The organism is Planktothrix mougeotii LEGE 06226, from assembly GCF_015207485.1.
In the GTDB taxonomy this organism is placed as follows: Bacteria; Cyanobacteriota; Cyanobacteriia; order Cyanobacteriales; family Microcoleaceae; genus Planktothrix.
In genome coordinates, this window is sequence record NZ_JADEWU010000011.1 from 59,465 (window position 1) to 82,614 (window position 23,150).

The following is a 23,150-nucleotide window of genomic DNA, read 5'->3' on the forward strand; positions in this document are numbered from 1 at the left end:
TAAAACTCAGCTTAAGAATAAGATTTTACCCTGTTTTGTTGATTAAAACCTATTTTTAGATAAAATTAAGCCATGATCCATCGTCTGAGAGACTCAGAGCAACAAAAAAAATATACAATAGGGAATAGCTGTTAACAAAAGTCTGATGAATGTCTATGACCGCTACTGCACCTGTTACAACGAAGTATGAAGCGATTATTGGGTTAGAAACCCATTGTCAACTGAGTACGGAAACTAAGATTTTCTCCAATTCTTCCACGAAATTTGGGGCTGATCCCAATATGAATATTGATCCCATTTGTATGGGATTACCCGGTGTCCTCCCGGTCTTAAATGAAAAAGTCTTAGAATATGCCGTAAAAGCTGGGTTAGCCCTTAATTGTGAAATTGCTGCTTACAGTAAATTTGATCGCAAACAATATTTTTATCCTGATTTGCCTAAAAATTATCAAATTTCTCAATATGATTTACCGATTGCCGCAAAGGGTCAATTAGAAATTGAAATTGTTGAGGAAGATGGCAGTTCAAGGCGCAAAATCATCGGCATTACTCGCTTACACATGGAGGAAGATGCGGGGAAATTAGTTCATGGTGGAAGCGATCGCCTTTCCGGTTCAACCTATTCTATGGTTGATTATAATCGGGCGGGAATTGCTTTAGTAGAAATTGTGTCTGAACCGGATATCCGTTCTGGACAAGAAGCGGCGGAATACGCCCAAGAATTGCGTCGAATTATGCGGTATTTAGGCGTGAGTGATGGGAATATGCAGGAAGGTTCTCTGCGTTGTGATGTTAATATTTCCGTGCGTCCTGTGGGTCAAAAAGAGTTTGGAACCAAAGTTGAAATTAAAAATATGAACTCTTTTAGTGCCATTCAACGGGCGATTGATCATGAAATAGAACGGCAAATTGCCGCCATAGAAGCGGGAGAAAAAATTATTCAAGAAACTCGCTTATGGGAAGAAGGAAGTCAACGAACGATTAGTATGCGAACGAAGGAAGGATCAAGCGATTATCGCTATTTTCCTGAGCCCGATCTTCCCCCGATTGAAGTGTCTGTTGAACAATTAAAAACTTGGCAATCCCAATTACCTGAACTTCCGGCTGCCAAACGTCATCGCTATGAAACAGAATTAGGATTATCCCCCTATGATACTCGTGTTTTAACGGATGATCGTCCGGTTTCTGAATATTTTGAAGCAACTATTGCCGCAGGTGCTAATATTAAACAAGCGGTAAACTGGATTATGGGGGATATTACCGCCTATCTGAAAAACGAAAAATGCAGTATCACTGAAATTGCCCTCAAACCCCAAGAATTAGCAGAGTTAATTGCTTTAATTGAAGCGGGAACGATTAGTGGTAAAATTGCCAAAGATTTATTACCAGAATTATTGGCAAAAGGAGGTTCTCCTAAAGCTTTAGTTGAAGCAAAAGGATTAATTCAATTATCCGATCCCAAAGCTTTAGAAGAAATTATCGATCAAGTGTTAGCCGAAAATCCCAAAGAACTCGAACAATATCATGCTGGCAAAACCAAACTTCAAGGGTTTTTTGTGGGGCAAATTATGAAGAAAACGGGCGGACGGGCTGACCCTAAACTGACCAATCAACTCTTAGGAGAAAAGTTGAAAAAATAAGAAATTTTGGGCAGTTAGGTTGAGGTCAAATCCCCTAACTTCCCTTAGATTTTAAGGAGATTTCAACCCATGTCAAACTATGAACGGGATCGATTGTACTGGCGAGTTAGTTTTTTGTTTATTTTGTCTCTTCTCGCTTGGGGAATTTTCTTGATTATTCCTTAATCTTCAAGAAATCAGAAATTGTTTAATAGGTTGGGTTTCACAATTGCTAAACCCAACCTATTCTTCAGAATTCATCGGATTTGGGGCTAAAAAATAATTGGTTAACTTTACTAATCGCCCAACTAAGAATCGCCCCTCCCATTAAAATGCCAATGGCGGGAGTAAACACAGGTTCCCAAAGTTTGTACCATAAATCTAAGCCGAGATTGACTTTAAAAGAATGTCCTAAAACCGCAATCACTAACCAAAAAAAACTGAATAATACTAAAAAGACATCCGCCACTAAAATTCGATTTAACCATTTGATCAATTGTTCTTTCATCGTCCCAACTCAACTCAAAATTAGATTAACTGATTTAATCTTAAACCTTTATCAGTCGCTCCTAACGGTTAAAACCCAAATTGTAGATAAGCTTAACCTAATCTGAACCGAACCTTTGCTACAATAGAAGTCAAGAGTTATCATAGGCAGTCTGTGTCAATATGGTTCGCTACACCCTTGCTCAAAGTCCAGAAATCGTTCTCACCGTCCGAGGCAAAGATTCATCCCAAGCCCGTGAGAAAGCGATGGACAAACTCATGGAATTGATGGATGCAGGTAAACTGCCAACGGAATTAGATGAAGGCTTTAGTCCTCAACAGTTTATCGAAGTCAAAGAGCCCGATGATACCCCCGTTGAAGAAGAAGATGCCATTTCTGAAGCTGTGCAGATTTTGAGTAATTTGGCTTCGTTGAAATTGAAAGTAATGGAATCACGGGAAGAAGCTCTAAAAGTGCGAGAAGCCATTGATATTTTGTTTACAGATCAACCTGTAACGGTAGAAGAAGTAACCGAATTAAAAGATGGGTTTAAGGTGTTAAAAAATTTCGCGGTTTCTAATCTTCGATATCGAGAAGCGAGAGCAAAAGCTGAAGAAGCGAAAGCGATTTTAGATGAAGCTTTAAAGTCTTCTGATCCTGAAGCCAAACCCGAAAATGCTCCCGGAAAAAAAGATAAAAAATAGGTTTTAGGAGGCTATTATCTGTTGACAGTTGAATATGGGTTTTTAACCTTCAACTGTCAATAGATAACCCTGAAGTTAAGCAGTTCTGTAAATACAAGGTAAACTTTTTTTCTATTCCCTATTCCCTATTCCCTGTTCCCTGTTCGCCGTTCCCTGTTTCCTGCTATCCTATGAAATTACCCCCAACTTGGAATCTTCCGTCAGCGATTTGCGATCGCTTTGGTCAAAAAAGTTTTGGTAAACAACGGGCGATGATAGCCGATGAACATCTGTTATTAGTATTACATAAAGCACCCAAACCGGGCGAGCGTCATCGAGAAGGGGTCTTATTTTGGCGTAGACCGGATGGTCGTTGGGAATGCAGTAAAGGGGGTGTCCCGTTTCAACAATTAACCAATCATATTAAAGAATATCATTCCGCCGAAGCAGACTTAAATCAATTTTATAATATTGCTAAAACCGCAGAGGATTATTTTAACCTTTTAGAGGCTATTACCCCTCTACAGTTAGCGACAGAAAACTTACACGCCACGTTACAAACAGCCAGAGAAGCCATTCCTCAAGATCGAGATATTGTGGATTTAAGAGATTGGGCTTATGAAATTGAACGCACGTTAGATATTCTTTATATTAACACAAAAAATGCCCTGGATTTTAAAATTGCAACTGAAACAGAAGCCGCTGCTAAAGCTGGAAATCGACTCAATACTTTAGCTGCGATTTTCTTTCCGCTTACGGCTATTTCCTGTGTATTTGGGATGAACTTAAAAAGCGGTTTAGAACTTCAATCTCCCCTGATGTTTTGGCTGATGTTTTTAGCCGGAATTTGGTTAGGATTAGTCGTTAGACAATGGGTTTTTACAGGAACCTTTTCCCAATTAAACTTTAATAAATTAGCAATGGATTTAAAACAAGGGTTAGAGGAAGATTCCGTTAAGATAAGATAGGAATTGAGAAGAAGTGAGGAATTAATTTCCTTGCTTCTTCTCAATGTAGAACCCAAGATAACGCCTATCTACAGGTACGTTACACTGGAGAATAAACCGAGAAAAACCGTTTGAGTTGGAGTCAGAAGGAATTCTCAAATCTAAAGTTAAGGTAGGATCGGGAAAAAGTCGGGAAGGTATCGCATTTCAAGGGAAAGATTAAACTCACCATGAAAATTTTGTTGATCGAAGATGATCCAATTTTTGCATCCATGTTGGTACAATCTTTAACCAACCAGCGTTATATTGTCGATCAAGCTGAAGATGGTCAAATGGGGTGGGAATATGCTCAAAGTACCACTTATAACTTAATTGTCATTGATGTAGGATTACCGAAATTAGACGGCATTACGCTGTGTCAAAAATTACGTTATCAAGGCAGTACCATCCCGATTTTATTAATAACTGCTAAAGACGGAACAAGCGAGCGCATCCGAGGTTTAGATGCGGGTGCTGATGATTATTTGATTAAACCGATTGATATTGCCGAATTTCAAGCAAGAGTTCGGGCTTTATTACGACGGGGTGAAGTTTCCCATTCTTCCATCTTAGAAATTGGAAATTTACAACTGAATCCGGTAACTTGTCAAGTTCATTATGCCCATCAACCCATTACCTTGACCCCCAAAGAATATAGTTTATTAGAATTATTAATGCGAAACCCCGCACGGGTTTTTAGTCGGGCTGAACTGATAGAATATTTATGGAGTTTTGATGATCCGCCCCAAGAAGAAAGCGTTAAAGCTCATATTAAAGGACTGAGACAAAAATTAAAAGCGGTTGGTGCGGCGGAGTGGATTGAAAATGTTTATGGGTTGGGTTATCGTCTCAGTGCAAAACTCCAAACAACGCCCTCTGTTTCTGTTGATTCTCCTCAGCCTGCAATTGAGATTTCCCTAGAACAACAGTTTAACCAAGCCAAAGAAAAACTCTGGAATCAATATCAAGATTTATTAATAGAACGGTTAGCGATTTTGCAACATTTAGCGATCGCCTTAACCACAAACACCCTGCTTTCTTCCCTCCGTAACGCCGCCGAACAAGCCGCCCATAAATTAGCCGGAGTCCTAGGAATGTTTGACCTAGAACAAGGGACAGAAATTGCTCAAAAAATTGAACAGAATTTAGAAGGAGATCAGCCCCTAACCTTTGAGCAAATCCAACTCTTACACTCCTACATTCACGAATTAGAAAAGTTACTGCCTCACTCAATGTCTGAAACCGATCAATCTCCTCTGTCTTTCCCGACCTCAACCCCCGCGAATTTAGAAATCAATCTCTCCCCCAATGTGAGTTCCTTACCTGAATATTCAGTTTCCGAGATTTCCCCTCGCCTATTATTAATTGATTCCGATCTTGAATTCGGAAAAGCTTTGCAATCTTTAGCAGATTCTATGGGGTTAGCTTGGCAACAAATTCCCACCTTAGTAGAGGCAAAAACTTGGTTAAATATCAATACTCCAGAGGTTGTTGTCTTCAATGACTATCCCAATATTAAAGCCGAAGACCGATCCCAACTGATTATAGATTTAGCCAAACGTACTCCTCCCATTCCCGTCTTAGTCCTAACCTCCACAGAAGGTTTAATGGATCGAGTCACGGTCGCTCGTGCAGGCGGTCGCAGAATCTTCGTTAAACCTGTGACCCCAACCCAAATCTGGGAAGCCACCAGCCAACTGTTACAAGCCTCTCCGCACTCCAAAGTCAACGTTTTGGTCGTCGATGATGACCCGTTATTTTTAGCCACCTTGCGGCCCGTTTTAGAGCCTTGGAGGATAAGAATGACGGGACTCAGTGACCCCCTGCGGTTTTGGGAGGTTTTGAACTCTGTTTCACCGGATTTATTAATTTTAGATGTGGAAATGTCTCCGGTTAGTGGAATAGAACTGTGCCAAACGGTTCGGGCTGATCCCCATTGGCAAGGATTACCAATTGTGTTTCTCACGGCCCATTGTGATAGTAAAACCATTCAACAGGTATTTGCGGCGGGGGCGGATGATTATGTGAGCAAACCGGTTATGGGGCCAGAACTTTTAACTCGCATTACTAACCGTTTAGAACGGACTCGATTATTACAAACATTGTCTACAAAAGATCCGATCACAGGGTTAGCAAATTATCTCCAGTCTAGTCAAGAATTACAACAACAAATCCAGAAATGTCAACAATTAGAACAACCGTTTTCTTTGGGAGTATTAAGTTTTAGTCAACTCCATGATATTAATCTTGAATATGGGCATTTGATTGGCTATCAAGTTTTGCAACGGTGGGGGCGTTTATTTCAAGGAATGACTACGGTTGGAGTTGAAACCATTGGATATTGGGGAAATGGGGAATTTGTCGTTGGAATGCCGGGGTTAACTCAAGCAGAAGCTCAGGAACACCTATCTGATGTCTTGATTTCTCTCCGACAGCAGGTGTTTACCACCTTGGAAGGACAACGATTTCAGGTTGTTTGTGAGGTAAAAATTACAGAATTTCCTACCCAGGGACAAACATTACAACAGTTATATCAACAGGTTCATCATCGTAATGGATAGTCATTTACATTTTCAGTTATCTTCTCAAAGTATTCATGTTTGGCAAACAAACCTGAAGCGATCGCTTTCATCTCTTCAATTTTACCAAACGATTCTTTCGGCTGATGAAAAAAAACGGGCTGAACGCTTTAAGTTTGAAAAAGATCAACAAGCATTTATCATCGCACGGGGAACCCTAAGAAGGATTCTAAGTCAGTATTTAACTTTATCACCAGCAGAGATTAAATTTAAGTATAGTTCCAAAGGAAAACCCTGTTTAGATCAAAATTCCTTACCGCTACACTTTAATTTATCTCATTCTTATGGAAAAGCTATTTATGCGATCGCCTTGGAAAAAAATATCGGTGTAGATATTGAATATATTCGTAAAATTGAAATCTTATCTTTAGCTAAACGCTTTTTTTGTAATTCGGAATATCAATGGTTAAATTCTTTACAGTTAGAAGAACAAGATGCTGCATTTTTTCAACTTTGGACGTGTAAAGAAGCTTATTTAAAAGCAACGGGAGAAGGCTTAGTGGGGTTACAGGATATTGAAATTAAAACGCCTTTAAGTTCATGCTTACAAATTTTGAAGATTTCCCAAAATTCAGAAATTGCCAAAAATTGGACATTAAAAACCATTGAAACCGCAGAAAATTATAGAGCAACTTTAGCCATTGAAGGCATCAATTATCAGTTTAAATTTTGGCATTGGATAGAGGAATAATGACTTAATAATACGATACCAAAATATTGATTAAAATTGAATTAAGCCATGTTAATATGATCAGGATATAGTCATTCAATAGCCTAGATTGAGAGAGTAAAAAATTATGATTTCTGAACCCCAATATCCCCAAAAAATGACGGCGGAAGCATACCTAGAATGGGAAGCCACACAGCAACTTCGTCATGAATATGTTGATGGCGAAATTTTAGCGATGACAGGGGGTAGTATTCCTCATAATGACATTGCTCTCAACTTATATACTGCCCTTAGACCTCATTTGCGTCAAAGAGGCTGTCGAGTTAATGTCTCAGATGTGAAAGTTCAGACTCATCAAAACAGTCGCTATTTTTATCCAGATTTAGTTATAACTTGTGATCCTGAAGACTTAAAATCTCGTAAGTTTATTCAAAACCCTAAAGTTATTGTTGAAGTTCTTTCTCCTAGTACCGCTAGTTATGATTGTACAAAAAAACTCAAATATTATCGCCAAATTTCGAGTTTACAAGAATATATGTTAATTGATTCAGAATCCATTTCTGTTGAAGTTTATCATCGAGCAGAAGGGAAAATGTGGTATTATTATGGGTATGAAAATGGGGATGTAATCGCATTAAAAAGCATAGAGTTTGAGTGTCCAATGGAACTTCTATATGAAGGAATTAATTTTGATCAAGCATAAAATTTTTGTATTGTCGAATTGGAATCTCAATCATAAACTCTGAGCCTTCTCTGACTTGAGACGAACACTTCAATTGACCCTGATGTCTTTCCACAACAATTTGATAGCTAATAGCTAATCCTAAACCCGTCCCTTTTCCGACAGGTTTTGTTGTAAAGAAGGGATCAAATAATTTAGTTTTAACGGCTTCCGTCATTCCCATCCCATTATCAGTAATACGGATAATAACCTGTTCATTTTGACTAATTTCAGTGGTAATAGTAATCCTAGGTTGCCAAGAATTTAATGAATTAAAATCAATCTCTTCCTCAGAAGATTGAGAAAAAAGAGCCTCATCCCGTTCCAATCTTCGCTCCTGAACCGCATCAATCGCATTCGTTAGTAAATTCATAAAAACTTGATTGATTTGACCAGCATAACATTCAATCAAGGGTAAATTACCATAATTTTTAATCACCTGAATCACTTCTTGTCCCCCAGCTTCTGACAAGCGATTTTGGAGAATTAATAAGGTATTTTCTAAACCTTCATGTAAATTCACCTTTTTCACAGAAGATTCATCTAAACGAGAAAAATTGCGTAAGGATAAAACAATTTGTTGAATGCGACTTGCTCCCGCTTTCATCGAACTTAAGAGTTTAGGTAAATCCCGTTTTAAAAATTCTAAATCAACCGTTTCTATTTCCTCTTGAATAACAGAAACAGGTTCAGAATAATGCTGTTGATACAGTTCAATTAAACTTAATAAATCCTCCATATATTGGGTGGCATAATCCACATTTCCGTAAATAAAATTAATCGGATTATTAATTTCATGGGCGACACCCGCCACCAACTGACCCAAAGAAGACATCTTTTCCGTTTGAATTAAATGGGCTTGAGTTTGTTGTAATTTCTTTAACGTTGTTTCTAATTCTAAGGTTTGAGCTTTTGCTAACGCCGCTGCTTCACGGGTTTGGCTATAAAGTTGGGCTTGATTAATTGCGATCGCCACTTGCGCCGTCACCGCCTGTAATAATTCCACTTCTGAATCAGTCCAGCATCGAGGTTCCTGATGATTAGCACAAACTAAAACCCCAATTTCTCCCATTTGGGTTTGAATAGGAAGAGACAGAACAGACACAAATCCAAACTGAAGTAAACAGGATTTTTCTTGAGAATCAGGAAGATTAACAACATGATTAATTCGTCCTATGTTTAAATCTAAATATTGCTGTGACCAAACCCCAACTTCTTCTAAAGAATAGCGACCAACAATATTGGCAAAAGCCGGATCTTTAGCTTCTGTGACTATTTCCCAATAAGCCGGAGTAAAATACGGTTGAGACGGATTAGAATAAACAGAATTAAAATTCATTTCTTCCCGGCGATACCAACAGAAATAGCAGCGATCAACCTTCATTAACTCCCAAACTTGTAAAACGGTTGTTTCTAAAATTGTTTTCAAATCTAAAGAATTCCGAATTTGGTTGGCTAAATGATTAATTAATTTTTCCTGTTGAGCCAATTGTCGGAACCGAACTTCCGATTGTGCTAATAATTCTTCCGCAACTTTTCGTTCTGTAATATCTTCATAAGTTCCTAAAATTCCCACCACATTTCCCTCTGGATCATGCAAAGGAATTTTATTCGTTTCTATCCAAAATTGTTTGCCCTCGGCATTCAATAAAGTTTCTACAATCCGATAACGGGGGGTATCGGCTGCCATGACTTCTTGATCAATTTTGCGATAATATTCAACTTCAGCTAAAGTCCAAGGTAAATCATAATCCGTTTTTCCAATTAACTCTTCAGGAGACTTAAATCCTGCATCTAAAGCAACCTGTAAATTACATCCTTGGTAAACTGAATTTCGATCTTTCCAAAAAATCCGTTGCGGGATCGTATTCATAATTAACTGGAGCATTTGTTGGGATTGTTGTAGTGCTTCCTCTACTTTTTTGCGATCATTAATATCAGTAATTGTGCCAATATATCCCGTTACTTTTCCAAACGGATCTTTGATGGGAACCGCTTGACCTAAGACCCAAACCCCGCTTTGATCTACTGATTTTAAACGATATTCTGAAGAAAAGGATTGTTGATTTTGAATCGCATTTAACCATTCCTCAATTAACCGTTCTCGATCATCAGGATAAATGCCATCAACCCAACCTCTATTTAACGCATCTGAAGGTTGCTGTCCGGTAATTCGACATCCATATTCATTCACATATAAACAGCGTCCCGTTACATCCGTTTCAAATAAACCCACTGGACAAGCTTGCATTAAAGATTGATAACGCTGTTGGGTTGTCGTTAACGCTTGGTTGATGGCTTCAAGTTCTTTAGGTGTGCGAAGTTGTAATAATTTGGGAACTAAAGGAATAATTGTATAAGATGTAAAAATTGAAATTAAAGCCGTGATTGCCTTTAATCCTCCTGAGAACCAATATAGAGGATACCAAAGGGTAAAAATCGCCATTAAATGGTTGAGTCCACAAGCAAAAATAAAGGCACTAAATAGGATAAAAACTTCAGGGTAGGGTAAATCTTGACGCTGACGAACAAAATAAATTAATGCAATGGGGATCGAAAAATAAGCCAAGGCAATGAACAAATCGGAAACAAGATGAAGCTTCATTAATTGAGATTGCCAAAGGTAGCAGGAACCCTGAGACATCCCTGAAGCCATTGCCACCAGTTTTTGTGAAATCATCCAGGTCAAGTTCATGACGGTTTTAAAAATTTATTTAAGGAGAAAGACACAATAAAATAGCGATAATAACCTCAAAAAAACGTCCCTTAATAATTGATAATAACCTCAACAGTACACGCAGATTATACTGCACAGAGCAAAAATCCTCTTTAGCCTCTATAATTATAAGTTTGATAGAAAACCCCGATTTAGGCTTGAGTATGACTACAGAACTCCAAACTGAAATTCAAGCGGAGGTTGAGCGACGTCGTAACTTTGCGATTATTTCTCACCCTGATGCTGGAAAAACGACCCTGACTGAAAAATTACTCCTCTACGGAGGTGCAATTCATGAAGCAGGTGCTGTTAAAGTACGGAAGGCTCAACGTCATGCAACATCAGACTGGATGGCAATGGAGCAACAACGGGGAATTTCGATTACCTCAACAGTTTTGCAGTTCGAGTATAACAATTGTCAGATTAATCTGCTAGATACACCCGGACACCAAGATTTTAGTGAAGATACCTATCGGACTTTAGCAGCCGCCGATAATGCGGTTATGTTAGAAGATGCCGCCAAGGGATTAGAACCGCAAACTCGCAAACTTTTTGAAGTTTGTAAAATGCGAAGTCTGCCAATTTTTACATTTATTAATAAAATGGATCGTCCGGGTCGAGAACCCTTAGAATTACTGGATGAAATTGAAAAAGAATTAGGGTTAAAAACCTATCCGGTTAATTGGCCGATTGGCATGGGCGATCGCTTTAAAGGAGTGTATGATCGACGTAAACAACAAATTCATTTATTTGAACGCAGTGCCCACGGAAGTCGAGAAGCGTTGGATACGGTTTTAGATTTAGGTGATCCCCGGATTGAGAATTACTTAGATCAGGATCTATATTATCAGTTGAAAGAAGAGTTAGAACTCTTGGAAGAAGTCGGGTCAGAATTGAATTTTGATGAAATTCATTCGGGTAAAATGACCCCGGTTTTCTTCGGAAGTGCTATGACGAATTTTGGGGTTAAATTATTCTTAGATTCCTTCTTAGACTATGCCTTAAAACCCGGTTCTCACCTGAGTACCTTGGGGGATATGCCACCGGAATATCCTGAGTTTACAGGCTTTGTGTTTAAACTCCAAGCGAATATGGATGCCAAGCACCGAGATCGGGTGGCTTTTGTGCGCGTTTGTACCGGAAAATTTGAAAAAGATATGACGGTTAATCATGCTCGCACGGGAAAAGTGATCCGGCTTTCTCGCCCCCAAAAATTATTTGCTCAAGAACGACAATCGATTGAAATTGCTTATCCGGGGGATGTGATTGGATTAAATAATCCAGGGGTTTTTGCCATTGGAGATACAATTTATATGGGCAGAAAATTAGAATATGAGGGAATTCCCTGTTTCAGCCCGGAATTATTTGCCTATTTAAAAAATCCGAATCCTTCTAAGTTTAAACAATTCCATAAAGGGGTTTTAGAATTGCGAGAAGAAGGAGCGGTACAAATTATGTTTTCCGCCGATGAATCGAAACGTGACCCGATTTTAGCCGCCGTAGGTCAACTGCAATTTGAAGTGGTTCAGTTTCGATTACAAAATGAATATGGCGCTGAAACTTTATTAGATCCCTTACCTTATAGTGTAGCTCGTTGGGTAACAGGGGGTTGGGATGCGTTAAATCAAGTCGGACGAATTTTTAATGCAGCCGTAGTTAAAGATAGTTGGAATCGTCCCGTTTTACTGTTTAAAAATGACTGGAATTGTCGTCAAGCGGAAGGGGATCATCCTGAGTTAAAACTCAGTTCGATTGCTCCGGTTGTTTCGGTTCAAAATTCTTCATCTGGGGAGGAGGAATAAAAGCATTAAAATTCAAGTCATAACGCCCTCTTCTGGACAGGAGAGGGCGTTAGGGATAGAGGGAAAAAAACCAAACCGACTGGGTATAAGCCAATTTACTCTTGATTTTAATCCCTGAAGATCTGGTTATTATAACTCAGTTATTAAACACAAAACGAGGATAAACGTAAAACTTTGATTGATTAAGAATTGGGTTCAGAGGGCGATTCACCAAATAAACTATTATAGGTAAACGCTGCGGCAATTCCTCCTAAAATAGGAGCAACCCAAAATAACCATAATTGTTGGATTGCCCAACCGCCAATAAACAATGCAGGGCCGGTGCTACGGGCAGGATTTACAGATACATTGGTAACGGGAATTCCGATTAGGTGAATTAAGGTTAATCCTAAACCAATGGCAATGGGGGCAAAGCCTTGAGGTGCACGACGATCCGTTGATCCCATAATCACCATCAAGAACATAAATGTCAACACAAATTCATGGAGCAGGGCTGAAAATAACCCGTAACCGCCGGGAGAATGGTCTCCATATCCATTGGTGGCAAAGGGGTTAGAGCCACTCTTAAAGGCGGCTGCATCAAATCCCGCTTTGCCACTGACGATTAGATAAAGCACTAAAGAAGCGACAATTGCTCCTGCAACTTGAGATCCAATATAAAGTGCTAAATCTTTGCCTCCAGAGAAGCGTTTACCCGCCCATAATCCAAAGGAAACCGCAGGGTTGAGATGGCAACCGGAAATATGACCAATGGCATAGGCCATCGTTAAAACGGTTAACCCAAAGGCAAATGCAACCCCAGTAAATCCAATACCAAGCGGATTATTGACGTCTGGAAATTGAGCCGCAAAAACAGCAGATCCACATCCTCCAAAAACGAGCCAAAATGTTCCCATAAACTCGGCAAGACATCGCTTAGTGATCGGCATTATTAAACCTCTTAGAATACAACCTAGTTAAAAGTTCTGTCTAAAGGCAGATAACTTTCCCCTGCAACCTACCATAAGATTGAAAAATTTGGGTGCTATATGTAGCAAATTCAGAAAAAATTAATAAAACAATAAATAAATTTTAAAGAAAATATAAAAAAATTCTTATTTTTCAAAAAAGCGGTTATTATTATCCGTTTTATCTTTGAAGGAGTGCATAAGTCTAGCTTACACACCCCTAATAAAATTAGAGCTAAATTTTCCCGAATCTCCTACGCTGGAACTTGAGTTTGCAGTTGGGCTTTTTGAGCTTTATATTCAGCTAACTGTTGTTCAATTTCTGTTTTGACAATTTGCCGATATTCTAAGAAATGCTCATTATGGGCGCATAAGGTTAAATAATGATCCCAAACGGCGGGATTATGTTTGATAATACTGAACAAATATTGCCAAAATTTCCACCGGGTTTTGCGTTTAAATCCTTGTCGCCAAATTACAGTGGCTAAGGCTTTTAAATCAATAAAACTCGGTATTTTACCCGGAGGATGACATTTCGGTGCACCTAACTTTAAGAAACAGCGATAGGTGCGTTCTAAATACCGTTCAGGATCATAAAGTTGCCAAAAGGTTTCAATATATTCTTCAGCAATTTCTTCAACGGGACGAGTGGGAATAAAGTTAATTAAAGTGGTTTGGTTAATATCAAACTTTTTGGGATTAATTAACCGTCCTTCTTTTTCTAAACGAGTCCATAGCGCCGTATTCGGTAAGGCTTGTAACATACTAAATAAAGCCGCTGGAATGGCAGCTTGTTCCACAAAGTCAATAATTCGAGAACCCGCACCGGGTTTTTCGCCATCAAACCCTAGAATAAATCCCGCCATTGGTCGTAAACCAGCCCGGATAATTTTATCAACGGCTTCTAAGAGGGGACTGCGGTTATTTTGATATTTTTTAGTCAGTTCTAAGCTACTGGTATCGGGGGTTTCAATCCCTAAAAATACCGCATCAAAATTACACTCCACCATCAAATCCATTAATTCTGCATCATCCGCTAAGTCTACGGAAGCTTCTGTATTAAACCGGAAAGGATATTGATGTTCGGCTTGCCAAATTTTTAAGGCTTTTAACAATAATTTGACATTGCGTTTATTGCCAATAAAATTATCATCCACCATGAACACGCCCCGTCGCCATCCCAGTTTATAGAGATAATCTAATTCCTTTAATAATTGTTCGGGGGTTTTGGTGCGGGGTTTACGGCCATAAAGCACAATAATGTCACAAAATTCACATTGAAACGGACATCCCCGTGAAAACTGTACCGACATGGAATCATAAGCATCCAATTCTAATAAGTCGTAACGGGGAATTGGAGTTGAGGTCACATCGGGTTTTTCTGGGGTACGAAATACCCCGGATGTTTCCCCCCGTTCAATCGCTTCAACAAACATCGGAAGGGTGATTTCCCCTTCATCTAAAATCAAAAAATCTGCTCCGGCGGTTTCAATTTCATGGGGAACAGACGTGGGGTAGGGGCCACCAACAGCCACTAATTTTCCTCGTCTTTTCGCTTCTTGAATTTGGGCGATAAAATCGGATTTCTGCACAATCATTCCTGAAAGAATGACTAATTCTGCCCAATCCCAATCCGCTTCACTCACAGAGGTAATATTGCGATCAACCAGTTTAAATTCCCAAGTTTGGGGCAAAATTGCCGCCACTGTAATTAATCCTAAAGGCGGTAATAAGACTTTGCGATTGACTAATTCCAGGATTTTTTCATAGGACCAAAAAGTAGGAGGAAATTCGGGATAAATTAATAATGTTTTCATGGAAAAACGGGTAATTGTGAGCTAAAATGTTAACGTAGAATCTCAATTTGTTAAATTCTCCCTGAAAAATCCTCCTTGGGTAGCCGAGTTAGCCTGTCCGCGCTATCATAACAAAGGTTAACATTTCATCAAATCATACAGGGTTATCACCACTATGGCCGTTAAAGTCGGAGATATGGCTCCTGATTTCACCTTAACTTCGCAAACGGGCGAATCAGTTAGTCTTAAGGACTTCCAAGGAAAAAAATCCGTTGTCCTCTACTTTTATCCCAAAGATGATACTCCGGGCTGTACGGCTGAAGCCTGTGGCTTTCGAGATAGCTATCAAGTCTTTAAAGATGCGGGTGCAGAAGTGATTGGGATTAGTTCGGACAGCACCCAATCCCATCAACAGTTTGTCAAAAAATACAATCTTCCGTTTATTTTGTTAAGTGATACTGGCAATAAAGTTCGTCAACTCTATGGTGTTCCAGCTGCACTGTGGATTCTCCCCGGCCGTGTGACCTACATTATTGATAAAGACGGTGTGGTGCGACATCTGTTTGATTCGATGCTAGAGTTTCAGCGTCACGTTGAGGAAGCCTTAACGACTCTCAAGACTATTGCGGTTTCTTAGCCTAAATCCCAATCCGAGTGATCGGTTCTCGTCGATGAATATAGACTATCAAAATACCCTGACGCACTTGAGGCAAGAATTCTCTCGAACTTTGCCCCAATTTGTCCAGCTTTTACCTCAGTTGATGCTGGCTGTGGGGGTCGGCTATTTATTCAACGGGTTGCACGTTCCTGTGGGATGGCTGATTGGCCCGATGGTGGCGGGCATTCTTTATGCGGTGTTTCGAGGAAAACCCCAGCCCCTACCCCCAATCTTTTTTATCGTGGGTCAAGCGATTGTTGCGATCGCTACGGCTACAGGGTTTTCCTTGCATACCCTAGGATTAATGAAAACTTACGCTTTACCCTTGATGATCTGTATTGTGATCACTGGGGGAATGAGTGTCTTAAATGGCTATTTATTAGGACGTTGGGGTAATCTTGATCGGGCGACGGGGTTCCTCAGTTGTGTTCCTGGGGCGAGTTACAGTTTAATTGCTATGAGTGAGGCAATGGGGGCCGATGCGATCGCCGTTGCCCTGTTACAATATCTCCGAATTTTATTAGTTGCTGTTATTGTTCCTACCCTCGTCGGTTACTGGTTTGCAGGGGATACGACTATCCCTTCTGTGATCTCGATTCCCCTTCAAACTTTACCTTCTTTACCTCCGGTTTTCAACCTAGCAATTCTGGGAGGTTGTGGCCTGTTAGGAATTGTATTAGGGGAAAAATTTCATTTACCGTCATCCTTATTTTTTGGGCCGTTTATCGTTAGTTTAATTGTCTTTTGGACAATCCCCCACTCGATTAAAATGCCCTCCTTACTATTTACCGTTGGGCTATTGTTTGTGGGGTTTTCTATAGGGTTAAAGTTTGACTGGAACAATGCTAAAACTCTTTGGAAAGCGGTTTTAATTGAAATCGTTTTAGTTCTAATATTAATTTTATTTTGTTTAGGCGCGGGTTATATCTTCCATGAAATTACCCAAGTCGATACCATGACGGCTATATTAGGTTCCACACCGGGAGGAATTACAGCTATGATTGCAACCGTAATTCAACTGGGGGGAGACTCTGGAATAGTCTTAGCGATGCAAATGACCCGAATGTTATTGATCTTATTAATTAGTCCTTGGTTTGGAAATCTATTAATTAAAAATTCAAAGCTTATCTAACTTCACTCCCTGGAAAAAACCGGGTTTTGGGTTTTTTGTGTTAAGTTTATCTAATAGTTTTCTAAAAATGGTTTTGTTTTTTAAAAGTTTGTCAGGAAATCCTGATATTTTATTAAAAATATTTCTCAAAAAGTTGACGAGATGATCGGGGTTCTGGTATAGTGTGAAAAACACCCCCCAAGGGTTTATTGTGTCTATTGCCCAAAACTAAGTCCGAAACCCCGATTCTTTCGTAAAATCTTTTGAGTTTCGCTGCCAATTGCTACCCTGCGATGCGCGAATTTTGGACAAAAATGATTGCCTGAGAAACAGGGGGATTGACAAAAAGCAAAATTTGTGCATTGAGGAACAAGGCATGGGCTTTTTCCCAAAAACCCGGTTTCCACCTCGAACAGTTCACTCTTATTAAAAACCGTTATAATTTTACCCTAAACTCAATATATTGTGTCTGAACTGCTACAACAAACAGAATCCTATTTAAAACAAAAGATTTACCCCCAGGCTAATCAAATAGATGAATGTTCAAAAGCCCTGAATCAAGCCTTTAAGGAATTAGGAGAAGATGCCTTTAATTCTTTAAATCAAGAACTCAATCAATGTCGCTCTCAAATATTTTCGGCTCAAAATCATCCTCAAACTCTGAATACTTCAGAAAAATATAAACTCCGCGCCTGGGCGATAGAATTAGCCGTGCGTTGCGCCCACGCTGCGATAACAGTTTCCAGTGGTGCGGCAAATTTAAACAGCAATTCTGCCCAAAGAATCTATCGAGAAGCGTTAGTTTTTACGGTATCCGGTCAAACAACAGAATTAATGAAAGCCACCCTAGAAAAAATTAAGCATTGTAGGGTTTTATAATCTGTGTTGTAACTTGAATGGTTAGTCCACTTACCATTATGGTAGATTGCTATGATAGAATATCTCTAAAATCATTAATCTATTGATTAATTGAGAGCTATGTCACCACCCCAAGAAACACTCCTAAATGGGATAATATTACCGCCCACGCAAGATGAACTACCTTGTGACGATGGAGTCCCGATGGAAACTCAACGCCATAAACTGCAAATGGATTTACTGATTGATCAGTTAATTCCTTGGTTGGAACAACGAGAAGAGGGTTATGTTGGGGGGAATATGTTCCTCTATTTTAGTTTAGCCCAAGTGCGGAACCAAGACTTCAAAGGCCCTGATTTTTTTGCCGTATTAGGCGTTCCCAAAAAAGAACGAAAAAGTTGGGTCGTTTGGGAAGAAGGAAAAGCCCCTGATGTGATTATTGAATTATTATCACAAAGTACGGCATCAGAAGATAAAACCAACAAAAAACTCATCTATCAAAATCAAGTTCGGGTTCCTGAATATTTTTGGTATGATCCCTTTAACCCTAATGATTGGGCAGGATTTACCTTAATTAATGGCAGTTATGAACCGATTTTTCCTGATCAATTTAATCGATTAGTCAGTCAACAATTAGGCTTATCATTAGTGCGATGGTCAGGAAGTTATAAAACCGTTGAAACGATCTGGTTAAGATGGGCAACTTCAGAGGGTGAAATTCTACCCACCGTTGATGAATTATCTGCACAAAAAGCCGAAGAAGCTCAACGCCAAACCGAAGAAGCTCAACAGCGTTCCCAAGAGTTAGAAACGTTGCTAAACCGTTACCGTCAACAGTTCGGCGAATTACCCGAATCTAGTTCTGATCACTTTTGAGAACAAACAGGGTATTCTCAAAATAGGTGCTATTCAAGCCAACTAATCAAGAATCTGAGGAAGGTATTAGCCATGAATCCCGTTGAGAAGGAATCCTTAGAAAGGCAATATGGGGCAGATCGTATGCGCCGAATGGAACGCTCTAAGCAGGTACAAAAAGTCATTATGATCTTATCAATGCTTGCTTTTTTTGGTTCTACCATATTTGGATTAGGAAAAGTGTTTAAAGGGGTATTTGAACCTGAACCCCAAACGACTCAACCCACAGAAGAACAATCTGCAACCGCTTTATTACAGAAGCAAGAAAAAGGTTATGAAACGGTATTAAAACGGGAACCCAATAACCCAACAGCTTTGGAAGGTTTAGTAAAGGTTAGACTAGAACAAAATAACATTCAAGGAGCAATTGAACCCTTAAATAATTTAATAAAATTATATCCTGATCGACAAGATTATCAACAGTTATTAACTCAATTAAAACAAGGAAATCAAAAATAAATCCAGTTATGAAACATTTAGAATACTGGAAAAGCAAGCAAAAACTGCAACAGTTGGAAGAGCAAATTAGCAAAAAACAAGCCCAAAATGAAATTCAAGCGATTATTCAGATATTAGTTAACCTGTAACATCTCACTGGGTTGATTTTAAACCGTTAAAAGATTTAGAGTCTCACTTTAAACAACGGGTTTTAGCAACAGGAGAATGTGTTTATGAAGCAACTATCAGCCAGCCAAGTGCAGGAACAGGTGACGGATATTGAAAATGGAAAATATAGCTGACATATTGATTTGGAGGATTAAATAATGTCTGATCAAAATTCAAGTTTAAACTCTATAATTTCTCCTGAAATTAAAAATGATGATTTTTATGATTATATTCAAAGAATTGCTCAGGAAGAAAATATAAAATTTATTTTAGAGATCGGTTCATCATCAGGGGAAGGTAGTACAGAAGCTTTTGTCACCGGAATTCGGAATAATCCGAACCGACCCAATTTATTTTGTATGGAAGTTTCTCAAATACGGTTTGAGCAATTAAAAAAGAGATATGAAAAAGACGAGTTTGTTAAATGTTATAATGTCTCCTCTGTTTCTTTAGAAAAATTTCCCGATGAAACCGAGGTTATTAATTTTTATAATCAACAAGAAACTGGATTAAATTATTATCCTCTAGTCCAAGTTTTGGACTGGCTTAAACAAGATATTGAATATGTCAAAGCGTCTCAGGTTGAAACTAATGGGATAGAAAAAATCAAACAAGAATATAAGATAGATTATTTTGATATTGTTTTGATCGATGGTTCGGAATTTACAGGAACCAGTGAATTAAGAGAAGTATACGGTGCAAAAATTATTTTATTAGATGATATTAACACTTTTAAAAATTATAATAACTATCATCAACTCATAGACGATCCTCAATATACACTTGTTGCAAAAAATCATGATCTTCGCAATGGATATGCTATTTTTAGAAAAAAAATGTTTTCTTTTGAGACTGAAAAATCCGAACAATTACTGATTCAAAAAATCGTCAATTCAGGAATGACTGTTTTTGATGTCGGAGCTAATATTGGAGATTATTCTATATTATTCAGTCAACAGGTAGGCAATTCAGGAAAAGTATATTCCTTTGAACCAACTTCTAACACCTTTCAAAATTTAGTAAGCCGATTAGAAGAAAATAAATGTCATAATGTTTATGCTTATCAAAAAGTAGTCTTTTCCGCCAATCAATCGATTGAATTTAATGAATTTTCTGATGAATATTCTGTGTGGAATAGCATTGGTATTCCTCGAATGCCTGACCCGAATAACAGTACAGAATATGTTCCTATTGTAAGAACAGAAATTTTAGAATCCATTACTCTTGACTCATTTTGCCAAGAAAATAATATCCAATTCATAGATTATTTAAAAGTTGATGTAGAAGGTGCAGAAAGTGATGTTCTGCTAGGTGCTACTGATTTATTGAGAAATCAATCTATTCGATTTATCCAATTTGAAATTTCTCAAAAAATGCTAGAAGGATTAAACCGTAATGCTCAAACTGTGTTTGATCTGTTAATTCAAAACGCCTATGAGTGTCATCGTATTCAAGGAAACGGAGAAATCGGTGAACAGGTTACGGGTTCTAACTCTTTCTATGAAAATTATATTGCTTTTCCACAACTACCGATTCATTTCTTTACCATTGTTTTAAATGGCGAACCGTTTATTCACTACCATATTGATGTTTTTAACAAGTTAAGTTTTAAATGGCACTGGCATATTGTTGAAGGAGTTGCTGACTTAAAACATGATACTTCTTGGAGCTTACAACTGGGAGGGAAACTAACGGATCAGTTTCATAAACAGGGACGAAGTAAAGATGGAACGTCAGAGTATTTAGATCAACTGGCTCAACAATATCCAGACAATATTACAATTTACCGCAAACCAGAAGGTATTTTTTGGGATGGGAAAAAAGAAATGGTAAATGCTCCTCTCCCTAATATCCAAGAAGAATGTTTGTTATGGCAAATTGATGTTGATGAACTCTGGACAGTAGAACAAATCCATACCGCTCGTCAAACCTTTGTTAATCATCCTGAAAAAACCGCAGCGTTTTACTGGTGTTGGTATTTTGTGGGAGAAAATTTACTGATCAGCACTCGTAACTGCTATACACAAAATCCTCGACAAGATTGGTTAAGAACTTGGCGATTTAAACCGGGCATGGTTTGGGCAGCCCATGAACCGCCGATTTTAGTAGAAACCTTACCCGATGGTCAACAGCAAAATGTAGCAGGTATTAATCCCTTTTTACATCATGAAACTGAAGAGAAAGGCTTAGTCTTTCAACATTTTGCCTATATTATGCCAGAACAATTGCAATTTAAAGAAGAATATTATGGCTATCAAAATGCACTCGCACAATGGCAGCATTTACAGTCCGCCACTCAATTTCCTGTATTTCTGCGGGAGTATTTTGCTTGGGTACAAGATCAAACTCAAGTCAATACTGCAACAGCCTATGGTATAACTCCGATTGTTTATCGAGACAGTCAGACAGAAACTTGGAAATTTCGGGAGCTTGAAGATTCAAAAACTTTGCCTTCACATTCCAAACAATTATCACCTAAAATCTTGATTGATGGTGTGTTTTTCCAAATGTATAATACCGGGATTGCCCGGGTTTGGCGATCCTTATTTGAGGAATGGGCCAATAACGGTTTTGGTCGTCATCTCGTGATTTTAGATCGCAACGGAACTATCCCCAAAATACCTGGGCTTTGGTATCGAACAATCCCGGCTTATGACTATGCAAACACCGCTCATGATCGGCAAATTCTTCAGCAGGTTTGTGATGAAGAAGGAGCAGATTTATTTATTTCAACTTACTACACGACTCCTATTTCAACCCCCTCAGTATTTATGGCTTATGACATGATTCCTGAAGTTTTGGGTGGGAATCTGAACGAACCGATGTGGCGAGAAAAACATTATGGCATTCGTCATGGGTCAGCTTATATAGCCATTTCAGAAAATACAGCAACTGATTTAGTCAAATATTTTCCAGAAATTAATGCACCTGTAACTGTTGCTCACTGCGGTATTTCAAGTATTTTTTCTCCAGCAACGGCCGAAGAAATTCATCAATTTAAAATTAAGTATGGAATTCAAAAACCTTACTTTCTCCTAGTGGGAGCAGGCAGTAACTATAAAAACGCCATTTTATTTTTTCAGGCTTTTTCCCAACTCCAAAGTAAACACGGCTTTGAAATTGTAACGACAGGCAGTGGCTATCTACTAGCTGAACAGTACCGAGCTTTTACTTCAGGTTGTGTTGTTCATCCCCTACAACTCTCCGATGATGAACTCAGACTCGCGTATTCAGGAGCAACGGCACTGGTTTACCCCTCCCAATACGAAGGGTTTGGAATGCCTGTAGCAGAAGCTTTAGCTTGCGGTTGTCCAGTTATTACTTGTCCCAATGCGTCACTTCCAGAAGTCGCTGGAGAAGCTGCAATTTACGTCAATGACGATGATGTTAATGGACTCGCTAATGCGCTTTGTGAGGTGCAAAAACCCCAAGTTCGTCAGAAATTAATTCAGGCTGGGCTACAACAATCGAAAAAGTTTTCCTGGTCAAATATGGGGAATGTTGTCAGTCAGGCGTTAATTAATGCAACGTTGCTGCGTTTACCCTTAAAAACAACAAATCTCATTATTTTTCCAGATTGGAATCAGCCCGAAGAAATACTATATGCTGAATTAGCAGATGTGATTCGAGAAATTGCGTCTCATCCAAACAAGCATCAGATTACATTACTGATTGCTCATCACCCTCTAACAGATGAAGAGGCGGATTTAACTTTATCTAGTGTGATTATGAATCTACTGATGGAAGAAAATGTAGAGCTTGATGAAAGTTTAACCATTGCTTTCATCGGGAACATTAGTTCAGTCCAGTGGTCAGCTTTACATTCTCGTCTGCAAGGTAGAATTATCTTAGAGCATGAAAATCAAGATGTCTTGCTCCAAGTTCAGGGAGAAAAGCTCAGTTCTTATTCTTTAACCCAAGTCAGAAATTTATCCTTGCCATTGAAAACTGATGATTTATCATAATCAGCCTTAAAATTTATTCATCAATGAGGAG

At 38.8% G+C, this 23,150-nt stretch carries 17 protein-coding genes; 13 read left to right on the forward strand and 4 right to left on the reverse strand.

The genetic code is table 11. The annotated features are described in order from the left end of the window. Positions 1–155: 155 nt before the first annotated feature. Entirely contained in the window at positions 156–1,640 is a 1,485-nt protein-coding gene (gene gatB / locus IQ236_RS07435; protein WP_193868671.1) for an Asp-tRNA(Asn)/Glu-tRNA(Gln) amidotransferase subunit GatB, read from the forward strand. Between the two features lie 229 nt (positions 1,641–1,869). On the opposite strand, the gene IQ236_RS07440 is transcribed toward gatB, so the two are convergent. After that, positions 1,870–2,127, reverse strand: a complete 258-nt coding sequence (locus tag IQ236_RS07440; protein WP_072719321.1) for a hypothetical protein — start codon at positions 2,125–2,127, stop codon at positions 1,870–1,872. A gap of 161 nt (positions 2,128–2,288) precedes the next feature. Between IQ236_RS07440 and IQ236_RS07445 the strand changes: the two genes are divergently transcribed. The 5 genes from IQ236_RS07445 (at position 2,289) to IQ236_RS07465 (ending at position 7,727) form a co-directional block, all read left to right on the forward strand. Next, positions 2,289–2,810, forward strand: a complete 522-nt coding sequence (locus IQ236_RS07445; RefSeq protein ID WP_193868672.1) for a hypothetical protein — start codon at positions 2,289–2,291, stop codon at positions 2,808–2,810. 170 nt (positions 2,811–2,980) lie between these two features. Beyond that, positions 2,981–3,757 (forward strand): CorA family divalent cation transporter, encoded by a 777-nt coding sequence (locus IQ236_RS07450; protein WP_193868673.1) that lies wholly within the window; start codon positions 2,981–2,983, stop codon positions 3,755–3,757. Between the two features lie 209 nt (positions 3,758–3,966). Beyond that, positions 3,967–6,336 carry a response regulator gene (locus tag IQ236_RS07455; RefSeq protein ID WP_193868674.1) on the forward strand — a complete coding sequence of 790 codons (2,370 nt, stop codon included), beginning with the start codon at positions 3,967–3,969 and terminating at the stop codon, positions 6,334–6,336. Then, positions 6,329–7,045 (forward strand): 4'-phosphopantetheinyl transferase family protein, encoded by a 717-nt coding sequence (locus IQ236_RS07460; protein ID WP_193868675.1) that lies wholly within the window; start codon positions 6,329–6,331, stop codon positions 7,043–7,045. Before IQ236_RS07455 ends, IQ236_RS07460 begins: the two co-directional genes overlap by 8 nt. Before the next feature lie 106 nt (positions 7,046–7,151). Further along, a complete protein-coding gene (locus IQ236_RS07465; protein ID WP_193868676.1) occupies positions 7,152–7,727 on the forward strand; it encodes a Uma2 family endonuclease in 576 nt (191 codons plus the stop codon). Here IQ236_RS07465 and IQ236_RS07470 read toward each other — a convergent pair. Next, positions 7,708–10,440 carry a PAS domain S-box protein gene (locus IQ236_RS07470; protein WP_193868677.1) on the reverse strand — a complete coding sequence of 911 codons (2,733 nt, stop codon included), beginning with the start codon at positions 10,438–10,440 and terminating at the stop codon, positions 7,708–7,710. The two genes, IQ236_RS07465 and IQ236_RS07470, sit on opposite strands and share 20 nt — an antisense overlap. A gap of 185 nt (positions 10,441–10,625) precedes the next feature. Between IQ236_RS07470 and IQ236_RS07475 the strand changes: the two genes are divergently transcribed. Further along, positions 10,626–12,263: a peptide chain release factor 3 gene (locus IQ236_RS07475; protein ID WP_193868678.1), complete on the forward strand. Its 1,638-nt coding sequence runs from the start codon at positions 10,626–10,628 to the stop codon at positions 12,261–12,263. 182 nt (positions 12,264–12,445) lie between these two features. Here IQ236_RS07475 and aqpZ read toward each other — a convergent pair whose 3' ends face one another. Both aqpZ and IQ236_RS07485 read right to left on the reverse strand, forming a co-directional pair. Next, the gene (aqpZ, locus tag IQ236_RS07480) at positions 12,446–13,192 is read right to left on the reverse strand and encodes an aquaporin Z (RefSeq protein WP_193868679.1); all 747 of its coding nucleotides are present in this window, start codon (positions 13,190–13,192) and stop codon (positions 12,446–12,448) included. A gap of 272 nt (positions 13,193–13,464) precedes the next feature. Next, positions 13,465–15,027, reverse strand: coding sequence for a B12-binding domain-containing radical SAM protein (locus tag IQ236_RS07485; RefSeq protein ID WP_193868680.1), 1,563 nt, complete (start codon positions 15,025–15,027; stop codon positions 13,465–13,467). A gap of 154 nt (positions 15,028–15,181) precedes the next feature. Here IQ236_RS07485 and IQ236_RS07490 point away from each other — a divergent pair, with 154 nt between their 5' ends. From IQ236_RS07490 to IQ236_RS07515, 6 genes are all read left to right on the forward strand, one after another. Then, entirely contained in the window at positions 15,182–15,643 is a 462-nt protein-coding gene (locus tag IQ236_RS07490; protein WP_190520458.1) for a peroxiredoxin, read from the forward strand. 34 nt (positions 15,644–15,677) lie between these two features. Continuing rightward, positions 15,678–16,796: an AbrB family transcriptional regulator gene (locus tag IQ236_RS07495; RefSeq protein WP_193868681.1), complete on the forward strand. Its 1,119-nt coding sequence runs from the start codon at positions 15,678–15,680 to the stop codon at positions 16,794–16,796. A 444-nt stretch (positions 16,797–17,240) separates the two neighbouring features. Beyond that, positions 17,241–17,654, forward strand: a complete 414-nt coding sequence (locus IQ236_RS07500) for an acyl-CoA dehydrogenase family protein (protein ID WP_322744100.1) — start codon at positions 17,241–17,243, stop codon at positions 17,652–17,654. Between the two features lie 99 nt (positions 17,655–17,753). After that, on the forward strand, positions 17,754–18,509 hold the full coding sequence (locus IQ236_RS07505; protein WP_193868682.1) for a Uma2 family endonuclease: 756 nt from the start codon (positions 17,754–17,756) through the stop codon (positions 18,507–18,509). A 72-nt stretch (positions 18,510–18,581) separates the two neighbouring features. Next, entirely contained in the window at positions 18,582–19,007 is a 426-nt protein-coding gene (locus IQ236_RS07510; RefSeq protein ID WP_190520451.1) for a tetratricopeptide repeat protein, read from the forward strand. Positions 19,008–19,312: 305 nt separating this feature from the next. Continuing rightward, positions 19,313–23,119, forward strand: a complete 3,807-nt coding sequence (locus IQ236_RS07515; RefSeq protein ID WP_193868683.1) for an FkbM family methyltransferase — start codon at positions 19,313–19,315, stop codon at positions 23,117–23,119. Positions 23,120–23,150 lie beyond the last annotated feature (31 nt).